12 protein-coding genes are annotated in these 17,023 nt (G+C 70.3%); 6 read left to right on the top strand and 6 right to left on the bottom strand.

Going from position 1 to position 17,023, the window contains the following annotated elements; translation table 11 throughout:
- Positions 1-3: 3 nt before the first annotated feature.
- Complete coding sequence (locus tag NRB56_RS21080) at positions 4-1,239, bottom strand: class I adenylate-forming enzyme family protein (protein ID WP_153344789.1); 1,236 nt, start codon at positions 1,237-1,239, stop codon at positions 4-6.
- Between the two features lie 88 nt (positions 1,240-1,327).
- Positions 1,328-2,122 carry an enoyl-CoA hydratase/isomerase family protein gene (locus NRB56_RS21075; RefSeq protein WP_153344787.1) on the bottom strand — a complete coding sequence of 265 codons (795 nt, stop codon included), beginning with the start codon at positions 2,120-2,122 and terminating at the stop codon, positions 1,328-1,330.
- 83 nt (positions 2,123-2,205) lie between these two features.
- Here NRB56_RS21075 and NRB56_RS21070 point away from each other — a divergent pair, with 83 nt between their 5' ends.
- Positions 2,206-3,216, top strand: coding sequence for a glutathione S-transferase family protein (locus NRB56_RS21070; RefSeq protein ID WP_319943295.1), 1,011 nt, complete (start codon positions 2,206-2,208; stop codon positions 3,214-3,216).
- Positions 3,217-3,350: 134 nt separating this feature from the next.
- On the opposite strand, the gene NRB56_RS21065 is transcribed toward NRB56_RS21070, so the two are convergent.
- The 4 genes from NRB56_RS21065 to NRB56_RS21050 form a co-directional block, all read right to left on the bottom strand.
- The gene (locus tag NRB56_RS21065) at positions 3,351-4,382 is read right to left on the bottom strand and encodes an RNA polymerase subunit sigma-70 (protein WP_319943294.1); all 1,032 of its coding nucleotides are present in this window, start codon (positions 4,380-4,382) and stop codon (positions 3,351-3,353) included.
- A gap of 7 nt (positions 4,383-4,389) precedes the next feature.
- A complete protein-coding gene (locus tag NRB56_RS21060) occupies positions 4,390-4,683 on the bottom strand; it encodes a hypothetical protein (protein ID WP_153344785.1) in 294 nt (97 codons plus the stop codon).
- A gap of 67 nt (positions 4,684-4,750) precedes the next feature.
- Complete coding sequence (locus NRB56_RS21055) at positions 4,751-5,170, bottom strand: VOC family protein (RefSeq protein ID WP_153344783.1); 420 nt, start codon at positions 5,168-5,170, stop codon at positions 4,751-4,753.
- A 12-nt stretch (positions 5,171-5,182) separates the two neighbouring features.
- Positions 5,183-6,037: a helix-turn-helix domain-containing protein gene (locus tag NRB56_RS21050; RefSeq protein ID WP_153344781.1), complete on the bottom strand. Its 855-nt coding sequence runs from the start codon at positions 6,035-6,037 to the stop codon at positions 5,183-5,185.
- Between the two features lie 61 nt (positions 6,038-6,098).
- On the opposite strand from NRB56_RS21050, the gene NRB56_RS21045 reads away from it, so the two are divergent.
- The 5 genes from NRB56_RS21045 to NRB56_RS21025 all read left to right on the top strand — a co-directional run bounded on the left by NRB56_RS21045 (position 6,099) and on the right by NRB56_RS21025 (position 17,023).
- Positions 6,099-6,800 (top strand): hypothetical protein, encoded by a 702-nt coding sequence (locus tag NRB56_RS21045; RefSeq protein WP_153344779.1) that lies wholly within the window; start codon positions 6,099-6,101, stop codon positions 6,798-6,800.
- The gene (locus NRB56_RS21040; protein ID WP_153344778.1) at positions 6,797-7,717 is read left to right on the top strand and encodes an ATP-binding cassette domain-containing protein; all 921 of its coding nucleotides are present in this window, start codon (positions 6,797-6,799) and stop codon (positions 7,715-7,717) included. Before NRB56_RS21045 ends, NRB56_RS21040 begins: the two co-directional genes overlap by 4 nt.
- Entirely contained in the window at positions 7,714-8,496 is a 783-nt protein-coding gene (locus tag NRB56_RS21035) for an ABC transporter permease (RefSeq protein WP_153344776.1), read from the top strand. The genes NRB56_RS21040 and NRB56_RS21035 overlap by 4 nt, the downstream gene beginning before the upstream one ends.
- A gap of 491 nt (positions 8,497-8,987) precedes the next feature.
- Entirely contained in the window at positions 8,988-12,977 is a 3,990-nt protein-coding gene (locus NRB56_RS21030) for an ABC transporter ATP-binding protein (RefSeq protein WP_153344774.1), read from the top strand.
- A gap of 167 nt (positions 12,978-13,144) precedes the next feature.
- Positions 13,145-17,023, top strand: a complete 3,879-nt coding sequence (locus NRB56_RS21025; protein WP_153344772.1) for a multifunctional oxoglutarate decarboxylase/oxoglutarate dehydrogenase thiamine pyrophosphate-binding subunit/dihydrolipoyllysine-residue succinyltransferase subunit — start codon at positions 13,145-13,147, stop codon at positions 17,021-17,023.

Raw genomic sequence — 17,023 nt, 5'->3', positions numbered from 1 at the left:
TCGTCACCGCCGCGATTCGGGGCGGGACATACAGCGGACCAGGCCGGTGCCGTCGATGCTGACCTGGTTGCCGGTGTGGAACCAGCTTCCGGTGTACCGGGATTCGGTGGCCTCCGGATCTTTCCAGTAGCGACGGGAGACATTCGGTCCGCGGCACAGCAATTCGCCGCGGCCCGCGTCGGCGCCGGGCCCGAAGAGTGCCAATTCCGTTCCGCCGAAGGGGAATCCGAGGATCCCGGCACCGGGCAACGCGGCGCCGTCGATGGTCGCCAGCCCGATCCCGCTGGTCTCGGTGGCCCCCCAGACCGACCACTGCCGGGCCAGCGGGAACACCTCGCGCAGCGCGTTCGCCATCCGGTCGGACGCGTCGGCGCCCGCGCCGGGCGGTTCCGCGCGCCGGCCGGCGGTGCAGATCTGCCGTACCCCTTCGGCCTGCAGCCCGGCCAGTTCGGGCAGCAGCCCGGCGAACATCCCGCGCGTCGCCGACACCTGGTCTATCCGTTCCGTCACAACGGCTTCCGCGGCGCGGGCGGGATCGGGAACGAGCACGACCGTGCCGCCCACGGCGAACGTGGGCAGCAATTGGTCCACGCAGCCACCGGCGTGGGCCAGCGGCAGCAACACCAGATTGCGCAGCCCGTCGGTGGGCAGATCCAGTGCGCCGACCATCGAGCGGATGGCCGACAGCAGATTCTCGTTGGTCAGTTCCACGCCCTTCGGCGGGCCCGCGGCGCCGTCGGCGGTGTAGCACAGCAGTGCCAGCTCCGACAGCGAGGCGCCGTCGTCGATGTAGGCGGCGGCATCGGGCAACGGCCCGTCGGCCGCCAGCACGAAATCCGCGCAGCTGTCCGAGAGCACCTGCGCCGCAAGGTCTTCGGACAGGCTGTCGTGCACGAGCACCGGCACCGCGCCGGACAGCATCGCACCGAGGAAGGCCCGTACCCAGCGGGTACCGACCGGCATCCGGATCGCCACCCGGTCGCCGTAACCGATGCCGCGCTCCTGCAGTCCACCGGCGATCCGGGAGGCCGAATGCCACAGCTGGCGATACGTCAGCCGCGGGCCACCGATCTCGACCACGGCCTCCCGGTTACCGAACGCGTGCACCTGCACGTCGAGCAACTCGGTGACGGCGGGACTGAGGTTGCCGTAGCGCAGCACGCCGTCGGCGCCGCGGGCAAGCGGGTTGTCGCACCATGGATCTCGCGGCACGGGGTACTCCACCAACAAGTGCGACATGCGTCCCTCCGAGTGCCTCGATGCGGCGGCACTTGTGACTATATGACGCAGATCACAGCTATGTCGGCATAGTTACGTAAAGACCATGTCACCTTCCGGTGTACGACGCCTTACCCGGGCCGTTCGTGAGGAAGCTCTGTACCGCGCCGCGCAGATCGGCGGTCGCGAAGAGTTCGCCGGAGACCTCCGGGGTCACCGAATCCGCTTGCGCCACACCGCCGGAACGCCACGCCTCGATGATCTTCTTGGTGGCCGCGTGCGCACGGGTGGGGCCGTCGGCCAGACGTTCCACCAGCGCGCGGGCGGCGGTGTCGACATCGTCGTGCACGGCGTTGACCACACCCCAGTCGGCCAGCGTCGCCGCGGCGTAGAGATCGGCGGTCATGACCAGTTCGCGCGCCCGGCCCGAACCCGCGCGCTCGGCCAGCCGCTGCGGGCCGCCCATCGAGGGGGTCAGGCCCACCACGGTCTCCACCAGACCGAACCGCGCCTTCGGCGCGGCCAGGATGATGTCGCAGGCCAGGGCGATCTCGAAGGCCGCCGTGAGCGTGAGGCCGTGCGCGGCGAACACCACCGGGCAGGGCAGCGCCTCGATCGGATGGATCACGCCGGCGAACAGCGTGCGCCACAACTGCGCGCCCTCGGCCACGCTCAGCCCCTCGAAGACGTGCACGTCCACCCCGCCCGAGACCACCTTGCCGTCCGCGCGCAGCAGCACCGCCCGCGGCGGTTCGGCGGTCAGCGCCGCGATATCGGCGGCCAGCGAGTCGAGCAGCGCCTGGTCGAACAGGTTCAGCGGCGGGTGATCGACGCTGATCACCGCCACCTCCGCGCCGCCCGCGGTCTCGATGCGCTCCAGCCGAGTGGGTTTGGTTTCGCTCATGCGGCGAATGTAGCCGGACTCGATGGCCGGCCGACACCGCCGCGGCGGTCTCCGGACGACGGCCGATCTGGAACACTGGCCGGGTGGAAAGTTCGGGAACTACCGAGACCTCCGCCGAGCGCGGCGCGTTCACGCGGGACACCAACTACATCGGCACCCGGATCACCGCCGACGGGCGGGACGGCTATCCGGTCGAACCGGGCCGGTACCGGCTGGTCGCCGCCCGCGCCTGCCCGTGGGCCAACCGGACCCTGATCGTCCGGCGGCTGCTCGGGCTGGAGGACGCGCTCTCGCTGGGCCTCTGCGGGCCGACCCACGACGAGCGCAGCTGGACCTTCGACCTGGATCCGGGCGAGGTCGATCCGGTGCTCGGGATCCACTTCCTGCGGGACGCCTATCTGGCCCGGTTCCCCGACTATCCGCGCGGCATCACGGTGCCCGCGATCGTCGACGTACCGACCGGGCAGGTGGTCACCAACGACTACGCGCAGATGACCCTCGACTTCACCACCGAATGGACCGCGCATCACCGGCCCGGCGCGCCCGAGTTGTATCCGGACGCGCTGCGTGACGAGATCGACGAGGTGAACCGGCTGGTCTACAGCGAGGTCAACAACGGTGTCTACCGATGTGGTTTCGCCGGTGGGCAGGCGGCGTACGAGGCCGCGTACGACCGGCTGTTCACCGCGCTGGATCAGTTGTCGGAGCGGCTGTCCCGGCGTCGCTATCTGGTCGGCGACGCGATCACCGAGGCGGATGTCCGGCTGTTCACCACGCTGGTCCGGTTCGACGCGGTGTATCACGGGCACTTCAAGTGCAATCGGCAGAAGCTCGCCGAGCTGCCGGTGCTGTGGGCCTACGCGCGAGACCTGTTCCAGACACCCGGTTTCGGGGACACCGTCGACTTCGCGCAGATCAAGACGCACTACTACGTCGTGCACTCCGGGATCAATCCGACGGGCATCGTGCCGAAGGGGCCCGACCTGTCCGGCTGGCACACTCCGCACGGCCGGGAAGCGCTGGGCGGCAGGCCCTTCGGTGACGGAACCCCGCCGGGACCGCCCCCGGCGCCGGAGTTGGTCCCCGGCGGGTAGGGCGGCCGCTTCCCGCGCCGCCGCCCGACCCATCGGCCGTGCCGGAACAGCTCCCGGTCGGCACCTCCCGGTCGGCACCGCGGCCCGGTGTTTCGAGATCGGGCATCCGTTATCCGCTCGTCGCCCGAGGCCGATCAGCGAGGTCCCGGCCAACCGGCCCCGAGGGCGCTCGCGGGAACCGGCACGTGTGGCCGAACGTCCGATTCCATCGGTAATCCGAAGCGCGGGAACAGGGCCGGGATCTGGAAGGACACCACGGCCGCGATGCCGTCCGGTCGCACGGTGAGCACGTGAATCGCGTGGGCGCGCAAGACATCCGCGGCGTCCCGGCTGTACAGGGCCACGGCCGGTTGCGCATTCGCGCCGACCGGCACCGCGACGAGACGGCCGGATTCGGCCAGCCGGGGCCGCAGGAAGGCCACCACATCCGGGCGGCCGGCGAACCATTCCTGTTGCGGCGGCATCTCCCAGCGCGCGTCCTCGGTCAGAATCGAGAGCAGGCCCGGAATGTCGGCGTTCTCGAAGGCGGCGACGTAGCGGTCGACGAATTCCCGTACTCGCGGTGGCTCGGGTTCGAGCCGGCGGGCATCGGACAACGGCATTCCGGCACGGGCCCGCTGGAGCGCGCTGTTGACCGCCGGCACCGAGATGCCCAGCAGTTCGGCGATTTCCGATGCCTGCCACTGCAACACCTCGCGCAGCAACAGCACCACCCGTTGTCGCGCGGGTAGTTCCTGCAACGCGGCGACGAACGCCAGCCGGATCGTCTCGAAGTCCGCGACGACCGTGCCGGGGTCCGCGGAATCGTTCGCCCACAGGGCATCCGGGAGCGGATGCAGCCACGGCACCTCGGTCGCCGCCCGGCCGATCGGGTGGTACGGACCGGCCGGGCCGCTCAGGTCCGAGGGCAGCGGCCGGCGACGCACCTGTTGGGCCTCGCGCACCGCCGCGCGAGTCGCGATGCGGTACAACCAGGTTCGCAGCGAGGAGCGGCCCTCGAAGCGCGGATAGGCCCGCCAGGCGTCCAGATACACCGTCTGCACCACCTCCTCGGCGTCCTCGACGGATCCGAGGATTCGGTAGCAGTAGGCGAGCAGTTCGGTGTAGTAGGGCGCGGTCGCCCGCGTGAAGGCGTCGTCGCCCACGCCGGATTCGGTCACCGTCACGATGCGCCTACGGGTGGTACGCGCCGATGACGGCCGCCCGGGTCACCACCGGCGGTTCCGCCATCCGGTCGGCCGCGCCCGCCTGGAACTCCCGGAACGCCGGGAGATCGGTGAGCGCGGTCTCGCCCTCCACGATCGCGACGTGGACGAATCCGACGCCGTCCGGCATCCGTAGAGCCGTGTAGCGCAGCCCTTCCGGGTGCAGCTCGGCCAGTTCACCGAACACCCGCTCGATCGATCGCTGATTCTCCTCCGCCGCGCCGGGACGGGTCCGGTACTGCACGACAACCGCTGTCGCCATGTCGATCACCTCCACACATACAGAGGCGAGCGGCGGCCGAAACTCATCGGCGCGCGGCCGTCGTTCTTCAGTCCCGGTCGCCGGCACCCGCGTAGGTGCCGAAACTCCAGTACACGCCCTCCGGATCGCGGCAGGTGAAACCGCGGGAGCCGTAGTCCTCGTCGCGTAGTTCGCGGGTGATGGTGGCGCCGGCGGCCTGCGCGCGGGCGTACAGCCCGTCCGGATCGTCGACGACGATGTACACCGAGCCGGTGCCCGGCGGCAGCTGATCCAGCGCCATACCCTCGCGTTGCGAGCCGAGCATGATGCCGCCGCCGCCCGGCCAGGACAGCTCGGCGTGGTCGACGGTGTCGCCGTCGCCGTAGCGGGCGCGTTCCACGAAGCCGAAGGCGTTGTGCAGGAAGGTGATCGCGGCGGGTGCGTCGCGGTAGACGAAGGACGGCCACAGCGCGGTGGCCACGGTGGTGGTGTTCGCGTTCTCGGTCATGTCGTCAGCCTCTCACCGGTCGGTGTCACGGTCTTGGACGAATGGGAAAACCTCCCGGGCCAGCCATTGCGACGGTGGCAGGCCCGCCATGTCACGCCACTCCCGGGCCATGTGGGCCTGGTCGTAGTACCCCGCGGCCGCGGCCACCGCTGCCACGGTGACCTCCGGGCGGCGCAGCAGGCGATGGGAGCGTTCGAAGCGGGTCAGCCGGTCCGCGTCCTTCGGTGTGATCCCGAATTCGGATCCGAACCGGATGGCGAGATTCCTTCTGCTCCAGCCGATCTCGTCGGCAACTGCGGCGACCGGGCGGCGCCGTGCCGGATCCGTGAGCAGCCGCCAGGCGCAGCGCAGGTTCGCGTCGAGTTCGAAGTCCTCGACGCGGCGCAACAGGATCTCGTCGAGGATCGTGAACCGCCGCGCCCAGTCGGTGGTCGCCGCCAGCCGTTCGCGCAGTTCCGCCGCGCGCGGCCCGAGCAGATCGGCGAGGTCGACCAGCCAGGAACCGAGTTCGGCCGCCGGCACCCCGAACAGGGCCCGCGACCCCGACGGGGTCAGCGCCAGTTGCACCCCGTGCTGACGGCCGCGGTGCGCGATCAGCGCCGGGCGGGTGGTGAGGCCGCTGGCCAGCGCCTCCCAGCGGCCGCCGGGCTGGCCCGGATGCGGGGAGACCGGCAGTTCGATCGGCTCGTCGATGGTGACGATCACCGTCAGCGTGGTCGACGGCATCCCGATGTGCACGCCCGGCGCGAAGCCGTGCAGCAGATACCCGTCGTAGCCGCGGATGTAGGGCCGCAGCCGCGGGTGAGGCGTTCCCTTCGCTCCTTCGGAAGTGCCGCTCACAGGTTCACCGTAGGCGGCCGTGGGCATCACGGAAAGTGTCGGCGGATCCCGATAGAGTTTGGGAGCGCACCGCACGAGAGGGGTTGCCATGTTGAAGGACGGTCTGGAGAAGGCCGTGGTGTCGGGGCTGGACAATGCGTCCCAGTTGCAGGCGCCGGCGGTCGCGAAATACGTCGAGCGGCTCCGCCGCTCGCATCCCGGGGAAGGTCCGGACCGGATCACGGTACGGCTGGAGAAGATGTACCTCACCACCGTCACGGGCAGCGGTACCGCGGTCGGCGCCACCGCCGCCGTCCCCGGTGTGGGCACGTTCGCCGCGCTGGCCGCGATGAGCGCGGAGACGGCGTTCTTCCTGGAGGCGTCGGCCCTGTTCACCCTGGCGATCGCCGCGGTGCACGGCGTCGCCCCGGAGGACGCGGAACGTCGCCGGGCCCTGGTGCTCGCGGTGGTGCTGGGCGAGAGCGGCATGCAGATCGTCGAGAAGAACGTCGGCCGCTCCGCGAAGAACTGGGGCGATCTGCTGGCCGACCGGATCCCGGGGATCAGGTCCATGAACGATTCGCTGCTGAAGCGGTTCATCGTGCAGTTCGTGGCCAAACGCAGCGCGTTGATGGTCGGCAAGGTGATCCCGGCCGGAATCGGCGCGGCCATCGGCGGTTTCGGCAATCGCGCACTGGGCAAGCGCGTGATCGAGAACGCGCACAAGGCATTCGGACCGGCCCCGGCCCGCTGGCCCGACCCCCTGGTCATCGACGCCGAACCACTGCCGCCACTGGACGAGTCGCGATGAGCCGAGCCCGCACACCCGCGATCACCGCCGCGGGCCTGACCAAACGCTTCGACGCGACGGTCGCCGTGCACGACGTGAGTTTCACGGTCACCGCCGGTAGCGTCGCGGCGCTGGTCGGCCCGCCCGGTTCGGGTAAGACCACCGTCGCCGGGCTGATGCTCGGCCTGGTGGCGCCGACCGCGGGCACCCGCACCGTCGAGGGGCGGGCGGGCGCGGTGCTGGACCCGCGCGGGTTGCAGCCGGGCGCCACCGTTCGCGGCCAGTTGCGCGTCTACGCCGGGGCCGCCGGCGCACCCGACGAAGAGGTCGACGCGCTGCTGGTGCGGACCGGCCTGCGGGATCTCGCCGGGCAGCGGGTGCGCTCGCTCGGTCCGGCGCAGCAGATCCGGCTGGCGGCCGCGATCGCCCTGCTGGGCGATCCGCCGGTGCTCGTCCTCGACGATCCGTTCGACGGGCTCGAGGCCCCCGATCGGAGCTGGCTCGCGGACCTGCTGCGCGGACACACCCGCCGCGGCGGCACAGCACTGCTCACCTCGCAGAGTCTGGCCGCCGCGGTACCCATCGCCGATCAGCTGATCGTGTTGAGCGAGGGCGTCGTGGTGTACCAAGGCACCCCGCGCACACTGCGGCGCAGCCACCCCGACCGGCTGATCGTCGGCGCCTCCAGCCCGATCGCCCTGGCCACCGCGCTGGCCGCCTACGGTTTCACCGACACCGTGATGCGCTCCGACGGCCGGCTCGCCGTCGCCGAGGCCGGTCGCAAGGACATCGAGAACGCCGCCGTCGCCGCCCGGGTCCAGCTGACCGAGCTGATTCCGGAACCGGTGCACCCGGACCGGGTGCTGGCCGCGCTCACCCGCAGCGGGCCGGCGCCCGTCTCCCCCGTCCCGACGAGCCCGTACGGGGTACCCCGATGAATCTCACTGTGCCGCCGGAGATCGGCCGCGCCGCGACCGCCGAGATCCGCAAGATCACCACCTCGCGCCTCGGCCGGCAGGCGGTGCCGGTCGCGGCGGTACTCGGCCTGGTGGTCGGCGGAATCTCCGCGCTGCGCGGCACCGGACCGCAACCGCACGCCACCCTGGCCACCGGTACGGCGAGCGTCGGCCTCTACATCGCGCTGTTCGTGACGCTCGCGGCCGCCGCGATCCTCGCCGCCCTGGCCGCCGGTGACGAATTCCGCCACCAGAGCCTGCCGCTGACGGCCCTGTTCACCACCGATCGCGACCTGCTGCTCGGCGCGAAATTCGCGGTCAGCGCGCTGTATGCGCTGGTGCTGGCCGTCTCGGTGGAACTCGGCGCGTTGCTGGGCATGCTCGCCGCCGGCCGGCATCGCATCGAGTTCGGGTTGCGCCTGCTGTCGGTCTTCGGCGGCGGCCTGCTCGCCGTCGTCTGCTGGGGCCTGATCGGCACCGCCCTCGGCCTGCTGTTCCGCTCCCCCGGCCCGGCGATCACAACCCTGATCCTGTGGCCGCTGATCGCGGAACCCGCCCTCTGGTACGTCGCGCGCTTCGTCGGCGTCCCCGGATTCGCGGTGCTGTTCCCGCTGTCGGCGACCGTCGGCACAGTGATGGTCGGCTCCTTCCCCAAGAGTCACTTCCTGGCTCCCACCGCGGCCTCGGCGATCATCCTGGTCCTGTGGACAGCCGCCCTCTCCGCCGCCGCCTGGTGGTACGTGCGGCAACGCGACCTGTAGCGCGGTGGGGCGCTCCTCGCACAGGTCGAGGTTCCGGCTTTCGATCCCGAGTCGCCGCTTCCACAGCTCACCGTGTCGGTCGCCGTGGGGTCGTGGCCAGCGCTTGGCGCCGGTGATGAGGAAGTCGGCTGTTCGTCGGCGCACCGGCCCGTCGCCTGGACATCGAGTTTCCGTATGAGCTGGGTGCTCGCAGGAGTTCGCCGTGGCGGGCCATGGTCGGGCCCGGCGGTTGAGAGCGAATCGGCGGTGGTCTTCGGCCGACAATCGATCGAGCAGCGTGTTCCGTTGCAGCCGTGCGTCTTCGGCTCGTTTCGAGCGGGGTAATGGCGAGTTCGGGGTGTGGTGGGAACACCGCGCACTGTCGTGCGTTCGGCGCGGTTCCACGGTCGAAGTGGTGGCAGTCCGTGCGGTGCTTGCGGTGGTCGCGGTGAGTGTGCGGGCGGGTTCGGGGCGGCGGGGGTGTCGGCGGGGGTGGGTACTGTCGAATCGGAATGAACGAGATGCAGGTACAGGCGGGCCCGGGGTGGATCAGGCGGTTGTGGTCGGCGTGCCGGGCACAACCGGCGGGGCTGCTCGCAGGAGTTGTGGGATCGCTGGCGGCGGGGGCGGTCGCGGAGGTCGCGGCGCCGCTGGCCGCCAAACAGGCGCTGGACGGTGCCCGTGCGGGGAACGTGCGGGTGATCGGTGTGCTGGCCGGGGTGATGGTGCTGCTGGCGGTGATCCGGTTCGCCACCTCGTACGGGCGGCGGTGGCTGGCCGGTCGGCTCGCGCTGAACGTGCAGCACACACTGCGGGTGGATCTGCTGACCGCCCTGCACCGCTACGACGGGCCACGGCAGGACGGGCTGCGGACCGGCCAGGTGGTGTCACGATCGATCAGTGACCTGCAACTGGTGCAGGGGTTGCTGGCGATGGCGCCACTCGCCGGGATGTCGCTGTTCATGTCGGTGCTCGCCGCGATCGTGATGCTGGTGCTGTCCCCGGTCCTGGCGGTGGTGGCGCTGCTGACGGTTCCGGCCATCGCGGGCGTGGTGTATCGGGTCCGGCCCAGGCTGCACGCGGCGACCTGGTCGGCGCAGCAGCGGGCCGCCGATCTGGCGCAGCATGTCGAGGAGACCGTCACCGGCGTGCGGGTGGTGAAGGGGTTCGGGCAGGAGGCCCGGATGGTGCGGGTGCTGGAACAGCACGGCCGCACCCTCTACGCGGAACGGATGCGGGCCGCCCGGATCGACGCCCGGATGGCGCCCACGGTGACGGCGATCCCGCAGGCCGGACTGGTCGCGGTGATCGGGCTCGGCGGCATGCTGGCACTGCACGGCGGAATCGGCATCGGCACGTTCCTCGCGTTCGCCGCCTACGTGACCATGCTGTCCTCCAACACCCGCATCGTGTCGAGCGTGGTCGTGATGGCGCAGCTGACCCGGGCCGCCGCCGAGCGGGTGTACCAGGTGGTCGACGGGGCGCCCGAGACCATCGACCCGGCCGAGCCGGTCGCCCTGCCCGACGGGCCGCTGGGTATCGAACTGCGTTCGGTCACCTTCGGATTCGACCCGGATCGGCCGGTACTACGTGATTTCGACCTGAGCGTGCGGGCCGGTGAGACGGTCGCGATCATCGGGCCCGCCGGGTCCGGCAAGTCGACGCTGGCATTGCTGTTGCCGCGGTTCTACGCCCCCGGCAGCGGGCGAATCGTGCTTCGCGGCAGCGACGGTGAGGCCGACATCGCCGACCTGCGGGCCGGTGATCTGCGGGCGGCGGTCGGGGTGGCGTTCGACGACCCCTTCCTGTTCTCCGACACCATCGCCGCCAACATCGCGCTCGGCCATCCCGACGCGACACCCGACGAGATCCGCCGGGCGGCCGAGCAGGCCGCCGCCGACGAGTTCATCGCCGAACTGCCCGACGGCTACGACACCGTGGTCGGTGAGCGCGGCCTGACCCTCTCCGGCGGTCAACGCCAGCGCCTGGCCCTGGCCCGCGCGCTGCTGGCCGACCCGCGCATCCTGATCCTGGACGACGCGACCTCCGCCGTCGACGCCGTCACCGAGGCCGCGATCTTCCAGGCCCTGCCCGCCCGCGCCGGGCGCACCACGGTCATCCTGGCCCACCGCGAGTCCACCCTCGCCCACGCCGACCGGGTGATCCGCCTCCCCGCACCCCTTCCCGCCGGAACCGGTGATCTCTGGGACGCCGCGGAACCGGGCGTGGCGGCCTCGGCCGATCCGGCCTTCGCGGAGACTGCTCACCCGATCGTGGCGACCGTGCCCGAGCCGGTCGCCTCCCCAGGCGAGTCGGCGATCGCCACTGCCCCGGAAATCATTGCGCTGCAACGAATCCCGGATAACTTCGACGGAATCTTCGCTGCCTCGACCAAACATGTCGCGGACCGTTCGAACTCGGCTCGCACAGGCCGCACGACGGACGACACCGGAGGCGCTGCGCCCACGGCCGATTCCGGGACCGAATTCACCCCCGCACCGAACAGTCTCCGCCGGGCCCGCCCCGGGACGGACAGGGCGAACGGGTCCGGCACCCTCGGCAATCGGCCGGGCGCGGCCGACGGGACGGACGGTGATCGTGTCGAGGCCGAGATCGCCGGGCACGCCGCCGCCAATGTGCCGCTGGAGATCCGGGAGACGCTGGCGGCGCTGCCGCCGATCTCGGAGTCGCCCGGGCTCGATGATCGGGAGTTGGAGCGGCCCGATCCGAAATTCCGGCTGGTGCGGCTGCTGCGGCCGGTGCGGTGGCTGCTGGCCGGGGTGGTGGCGCTGCTGGCGGCCGACGGGGCCATCGGTGTGGCGTTTCCGGCGTTGTCCCGGTACGCGCTGGACCACGGGGTGGCCGTCGGTGCCGCGGGGGCGCTGGCGCTGGCGGCCGGTTTCGGCGCGGTGCTGGTCGCGCTGAGCTGGGCGGACGAGGCGGCCGGGACGATCCTGTCGGCGCGCGCCGGCGAACGGGTGTTGTACGGGTTGCGGGTGCGCAGCTACGCCCACCTGCAGCGGCTGGGGCTCGACTACTACGAGCGCGAGTTGTCCGGTCGCATCATGACGCGGATGACGACGGATATCGACGCGCTGTCCACCTTCCTGCAGACCGGGCTCGGCACCGCGCTGATCAGCCTGGTCACCGCCGCCGGCATCGTGGTGGCGCTGCTGGTGATCGATGCCGGACTGGCCGTGGTCGTGTTGTCGACCCTGCCGCCGCTGATCGCGGCGACGCTGGTGTTCCGCAGGGTGGCGGCCGCCGCGTACTCGCAATCGCGGGAGCGGGTGGCGACGGTGAACGCCGACTTCCAGGAGAACGTCGCCGGCCTGCGGGCCACCCAGGCCTACCGGAACGAGACCGCCGCTGGCCGGCGGTTCACCGATTACTCCGACGGGTACCGGCGCAGCCGGTTGCGGGCGCAGAAGGCGATCGCGCTGTACTTCGCGTTCGTGATCGGCTGGGCCGATCTGGCGCAGGCCGCGGTGGTGTACGTGGGCGCGCGGGCGGTCGCGCACGGGACGACGACCGCGGGCACCCTGGTCGCGTTCGTGTTGTACCTGAGCCTGTTGTTCAACCCGATCGTGCAGTTGTCGCAGGTCTTCGACGGATATCAGCAAGCCCGGGTGGGTTTGCAGCGGATCGCGGCGCTGCTGCGCACGCCCTCGTCGATCTCGGCCGATCCGGCGCATCCGGTGCAGACCGGTGGTCGCAAGGCAGCCGAGGTCGAGTTCGATGCCGTGCACTTCCGCTACACGGACGCGAAAATCATTGCGCTGGATGATGTTTCACTGCGTATTCCGGCGGGAACCAGTCTCGCGCTGGTCGGCGCGACCGGTGCGGGCAAGTCCACGATCGTGAAGCTGCTCGCCCGGCTGTACGACCTGCCGCGGCCGGAACCCGCCACCGAGGCCGGCGATCCGATTGATACCCCGACCGGCCCCGGTGTGATTCGTGTCGCCGGTACCGACATCCGGGACTACCGCCTCGCCGACTACCGGTCCCGGCTCGGCATGGTGCCGCAGGAGGCACACCTGTTCACCGGCGATGTGGCGAGCAATATCGCCTTCGGGAAACCCGTCGCGACCAGGGCGGAGATCGAGCAGGCGGCCGCGGCGGTGGGTGCGCTGGAGTTGATCGCCGGGTTGCCGGCGGGGATGCGGCACCCGGTCGGCGAGGGCGGTCGCGGCCTGTCGGCCGGTCAGCGGCAGTTGATCGCGCTGGCCAGGGCCGAACTGGTCGACCCGGATCTGCTGCTGCTGGACGAGGCGACCGCCGTTCTCGACCCGGACACCGAGGAGAAAGTGCTGGCCGCGGGCCGTTCGGTGATGCGCGGCCGGACGTCGGTGATCGTCGCGCACCGGCTGGCCACCGCCGCCCGGGCCGATCGGATCGCCGTCGTGGATCGTGGCCGAATTGTCGAAACCGGCACCCACCAGGAACTTCTGTCCGCGAGCGGCCCCTATTCCCGCATGTGGCTCGCCGCACAGCAGGGTTGAGGAATATTCTCATCCGGGGACGAGTCGTCATCTATGAGGCTGGATCCATCCGGTGGTCGGTGACCTCGGAATTGGGGCTGGGCCTATCCTCAGAAGGGCGCATCGGCGCGCAGCATGCCGATTACCCGTGCCGAGCACGTCACAAACGTCGCAGCGCGAAGAACGAAATGAGGCGAACACCTGCTGTGAGCAGCTCAACATCCCAGTTCGGACAGAACCAGTGGCTCGTCGACGAGATGTACCAAAGGTACAAACAGGACCCCTCGTCCGTCGATGAGAGCTGGCACGAATTTCTGGCCGACTACACCCCGGATGCCACGGCCGACACCACGGCCAACGGGCAGTCCGCTGTCGCCGCCCCGGCGACGGCCGCGCCCGCTCCGGCCCCGGCGCCCGCTGCCCCGCCCGCCGCCTCCACCCCGGCTCCGAAGCCCGCCGCCGCACCGGCTCCCAAGCCCGCCGCCGCTTCGGCCCCCAAGCCCACGGCCGCTCCGGCCCCCAAGCCCACCTCGGCGCCCGTCGCGCCCGCGGCCCCCGCTCCGAAGATCGCCGCGGCGGCCTCGACCGCCGCCGCGCCGCCGCAGGCGCGGACCACGCAGCCCGCCGCGGTCGCCGCGCCGGCCACCGCCCCGAAGCCCGCGGAACCCGCCGCCGACCAGTCGCAGGTGCTGCGCGGCCCGGCCGCCGCCATTGTGAAGAACATGGCGGCCTCGCTGACCATCCCGACGGCCACCAGCGTCCGGGCCATCCCGGCGAAGCTGATGATCGACAACCGGGTGGTCATCAACAATCATCTGGCCCGCACCCGCGGCGGCAAGATCTCGTTCACCCATCTGCTCGGTTATGCGATCGTCCAGGCGGTCAAGTCGTTCCCGAACATGAACCGGCACTTCGCCGAGATCGACGGCAAGCCGAACGCGGTCACCCCGGCGCACACCAATCTGGGCCTGGCCATCGACCTCCCGGGGAAGAACGGCAGCCGCACGCTCGTGGTCGCGGCCATCAAGAACACCGAGACCATGACCTTCGGGCAGTTCCACTCGGCCTACGAGGACATCGTCCGCCGGGCCCGGGACGGCAAGCTGACCACCGAGGACTTCACCGGGGTCACCATCTCCCTGACCAACCCGGGCACCATCGGCACCAACCACTCGGTGCCGCGGCTGATGCCGGGCCAGGGCGCCATCGTCGGCGCCGGCGCCATGGAATACCCGGCCGAGTTCCAGGGCATGAGCGACGAACAGCTCGCCGAGATCGGCGTCGGCAAGCTGATGACGCTCACCTCGACCTACGACCACCGCATCATCCAGGGCGCGGAGTCCGGCGACTTCCTGCGCACCATCCATCAGCTCCTCATCGCGGACGAGTTCTACGACGAGGTCTTCCACACGATGGGTGTGCCGTACGAGCCCGTGCGGTGGCGCAAGGACATCAAGGAACGCGGCGTCGACAAGAGCGTGCGCGTCCAGGAGATGATCGCCGCCTATCGCGACCGCGGTCACCTGATGGCCGACACCGATCCGCTGCGGCTGGTGAAGGACAAGTTCCGCAGCCACCCGGACCTCGATGTCACCCAGCACGGCCTGACCCTGTGGGACCTGGACCGCGAGTTCAACGTCGCGGGCTTCCACGGCCAGGAGCGCATGAAGCTACGCGACGTGCTGTCGATCCTGCGCGACGCGTACTGCCGGCACGTCGGTGTCGAGTACACCCACATCCTGGATCCCGAGCAGCGCAAGTGGATTCAGGACCGGGTCGAGCAGAAGCACGAGAAGCCGACCGTCGCGCAGCAGAAGTACATCCTGTCCCGGCTCAACGCGGCCGAGGCCTTCGAGACCTTCCTGCAGACCAAGTACGTCGGCCAGAAGCGCTTCTCGCTGGAGGGCGCCGAGACCACCATCCCGATGATGGACGCGGTCATCGACCAGTGCGCCGAGCACGCGCTCGACGAGGTCGTCATCGGCATGCCGCACCGCGGCCGGCTCAACGTGCTCGCCAACATCGTCGGCAAGCCCTACTCGCAGATCTTCACCGAGTTCGAGGGCAACATGAACCCGGCCGCCACCCACGGCTCGGGCGACGTGAAATACCACCTCGGCGCCGAGGGCACCTACATCCAGATGTTCGGCGACAACGACATCAAGGTGTCGCTGACCGCGAACCCGTCGCATCTGGAGGCGGTCGACCCGGTCGTGGAGGGTCTGGTCCGGGCCAAGCAGGACCTGCTCACCAAGGAAGACCTCGTCACCAAGGGTGAGGAGGCGCGCACCTTCTCCGTCGTGCCGATGATGCTGCACGGCGACGCGGCGTTCGCGGGCCAGGGTGTGGTCGCCGAGACGCTGAACCTGGGTGGCCTGCGCGGCTACCGGGTCGGCGGCACCGTGCACATCGTGGTGAACAATCAGATCGGCTTCACCACGGCGCCGGAGAACAGCCGGTCCACCGAGTACTCCACCGACATCGCCAAATTCATCGGCGCGCCGGTGTTCCACGTCAACGGCGACGATCCGGAGGCGTGCGTCTGGGTGGCGCAGCTGGCGGTCGACTTCCGCGAGCAGTTCCACAAGGACGTCGTGATCGACCTCATCTGCTACCGCCGCCGCGGCCACAACGAGGGCGACGACCCGTCGATGACCCAGCCGTACATGTACGACGTCATCGACACCAAGCGCAGCGTCCGCAAGTCCTACACCGAGGCCCTGATCGGCCGTGGTGACATCTCCATGAAGGAGGCCGAGGACGCGCTGCGCGATTACCAGGGCCAGCTGGAGCGGGTGTTCAACGAGGTCCGCGAACTGGAGAAGTACCCGCCGGCCCCGAGCCATTCGGTCGAGATGGAACAGACCGTGCCGACCACGGTGGTCACGGCCGTCGACAAGACCGTGCTGCAGCGCATCGGTGACGCCTTCCTGAACGTGCCCGAGAACTTCGCCGTGCACCCGCGCGTGAAGCCGGTGCTGGAGAAGCGCCGCGAGATGGCCTACGAGGGCAAGGTGGACTGGGCGTTCGCCGAGCTGCTGGCCTTCGGCACGCTGGTCGACGAGGGTCGCGCGGTCCGCCTGACCGGTCAGGACTCTCGCCGCGGCACCTTCTCGCAGCGGCATTCGGTGGTCATCGACCGCAAGACCGGCGCCGAGTACACCCCGCTGCACAACATCGGCAGCGCCAACCCGGGCTGGTTCGCGGTGCACGACTCCGCGCTCTCCGAATACGCCGCGGTCGGCTTCGAATACGGCTACTCCCTGGGCAATCCGGAAGCGCTGGTGCTGTGGGAAGCGCAGTTCGGCGACTTCGTCAACGGCGCCCAGTCGATCATCGACGAGTTCATCTCCTCCGGTGAGGCCAAGTGGGGCCAGCTGTCGGAGGTCGTGCTGCTGCTGCCGCACGGCCACGAGGGCCAGGGCCCGGACCACACCTCCGGCCGCATCGAGCGGTTCCTGATGCTGTGCGCCGAGGGTTCGATGACGGTGGCGGTTCCCTCCACTCCGTCGAACTACTTCCACCTGCTGCGCCGGCACGTGCTGGACGGCATCCGCCGCCCGCTGATCGTCTTCACCCCGAAGTCGATGCTGCGCAACAAGGCCGTCGTCTCCAACATCGAGGACTTCACCGACAACAAGTTCCGTTCGGTGCTCGAGGAGCCGACCTACGAGACCGGCGACGGCGACCGTACGAAGGTGAAGCGGATCCTGCTGACCTCGGGCAAGCTCTACTACGAGCTGGCCGCCGAGAAGGCCAAGAAGAACCGCGACGACGTGGCGATCGTCCGGATCGAGCAGCTGTACCCGATCCCGTCGTACCGCCTCAACGAGAAGCTGGCCACCTACCCCAACGCCACCGATCTGGTGTGGGTGCAGGAGGAACCGGCCAACCAGGGCGCCTGGCCGTTCTTCGGCCTGAACCTGCCGGAGATCCTGCCGGAACGCTTCGGCAAGCTCCGCCGCATCTCGCGCCGCGCCATGTCGGCCCCGTCCTCGGGCTCCGGCAAGGTGCACGCCGTCGAACAGGCGGAGATCGTCGGCGAGGCCTTCGCCCCGACCGCCTGA

Source organism: Nocardia aurantia (assembly GCF_009604425.1).
GTDB lineage: Bacteria > Actinomycetota > Actinomycetes > Mycobacteriales > Mycobacteriaceae > Nocardia > Nocardia aurantia.
The sequence above is the reverse complement of the archived record's forward strand: the minus strand, read 5'-3'. Positions and strand labels throughout refer to the sequence as shown.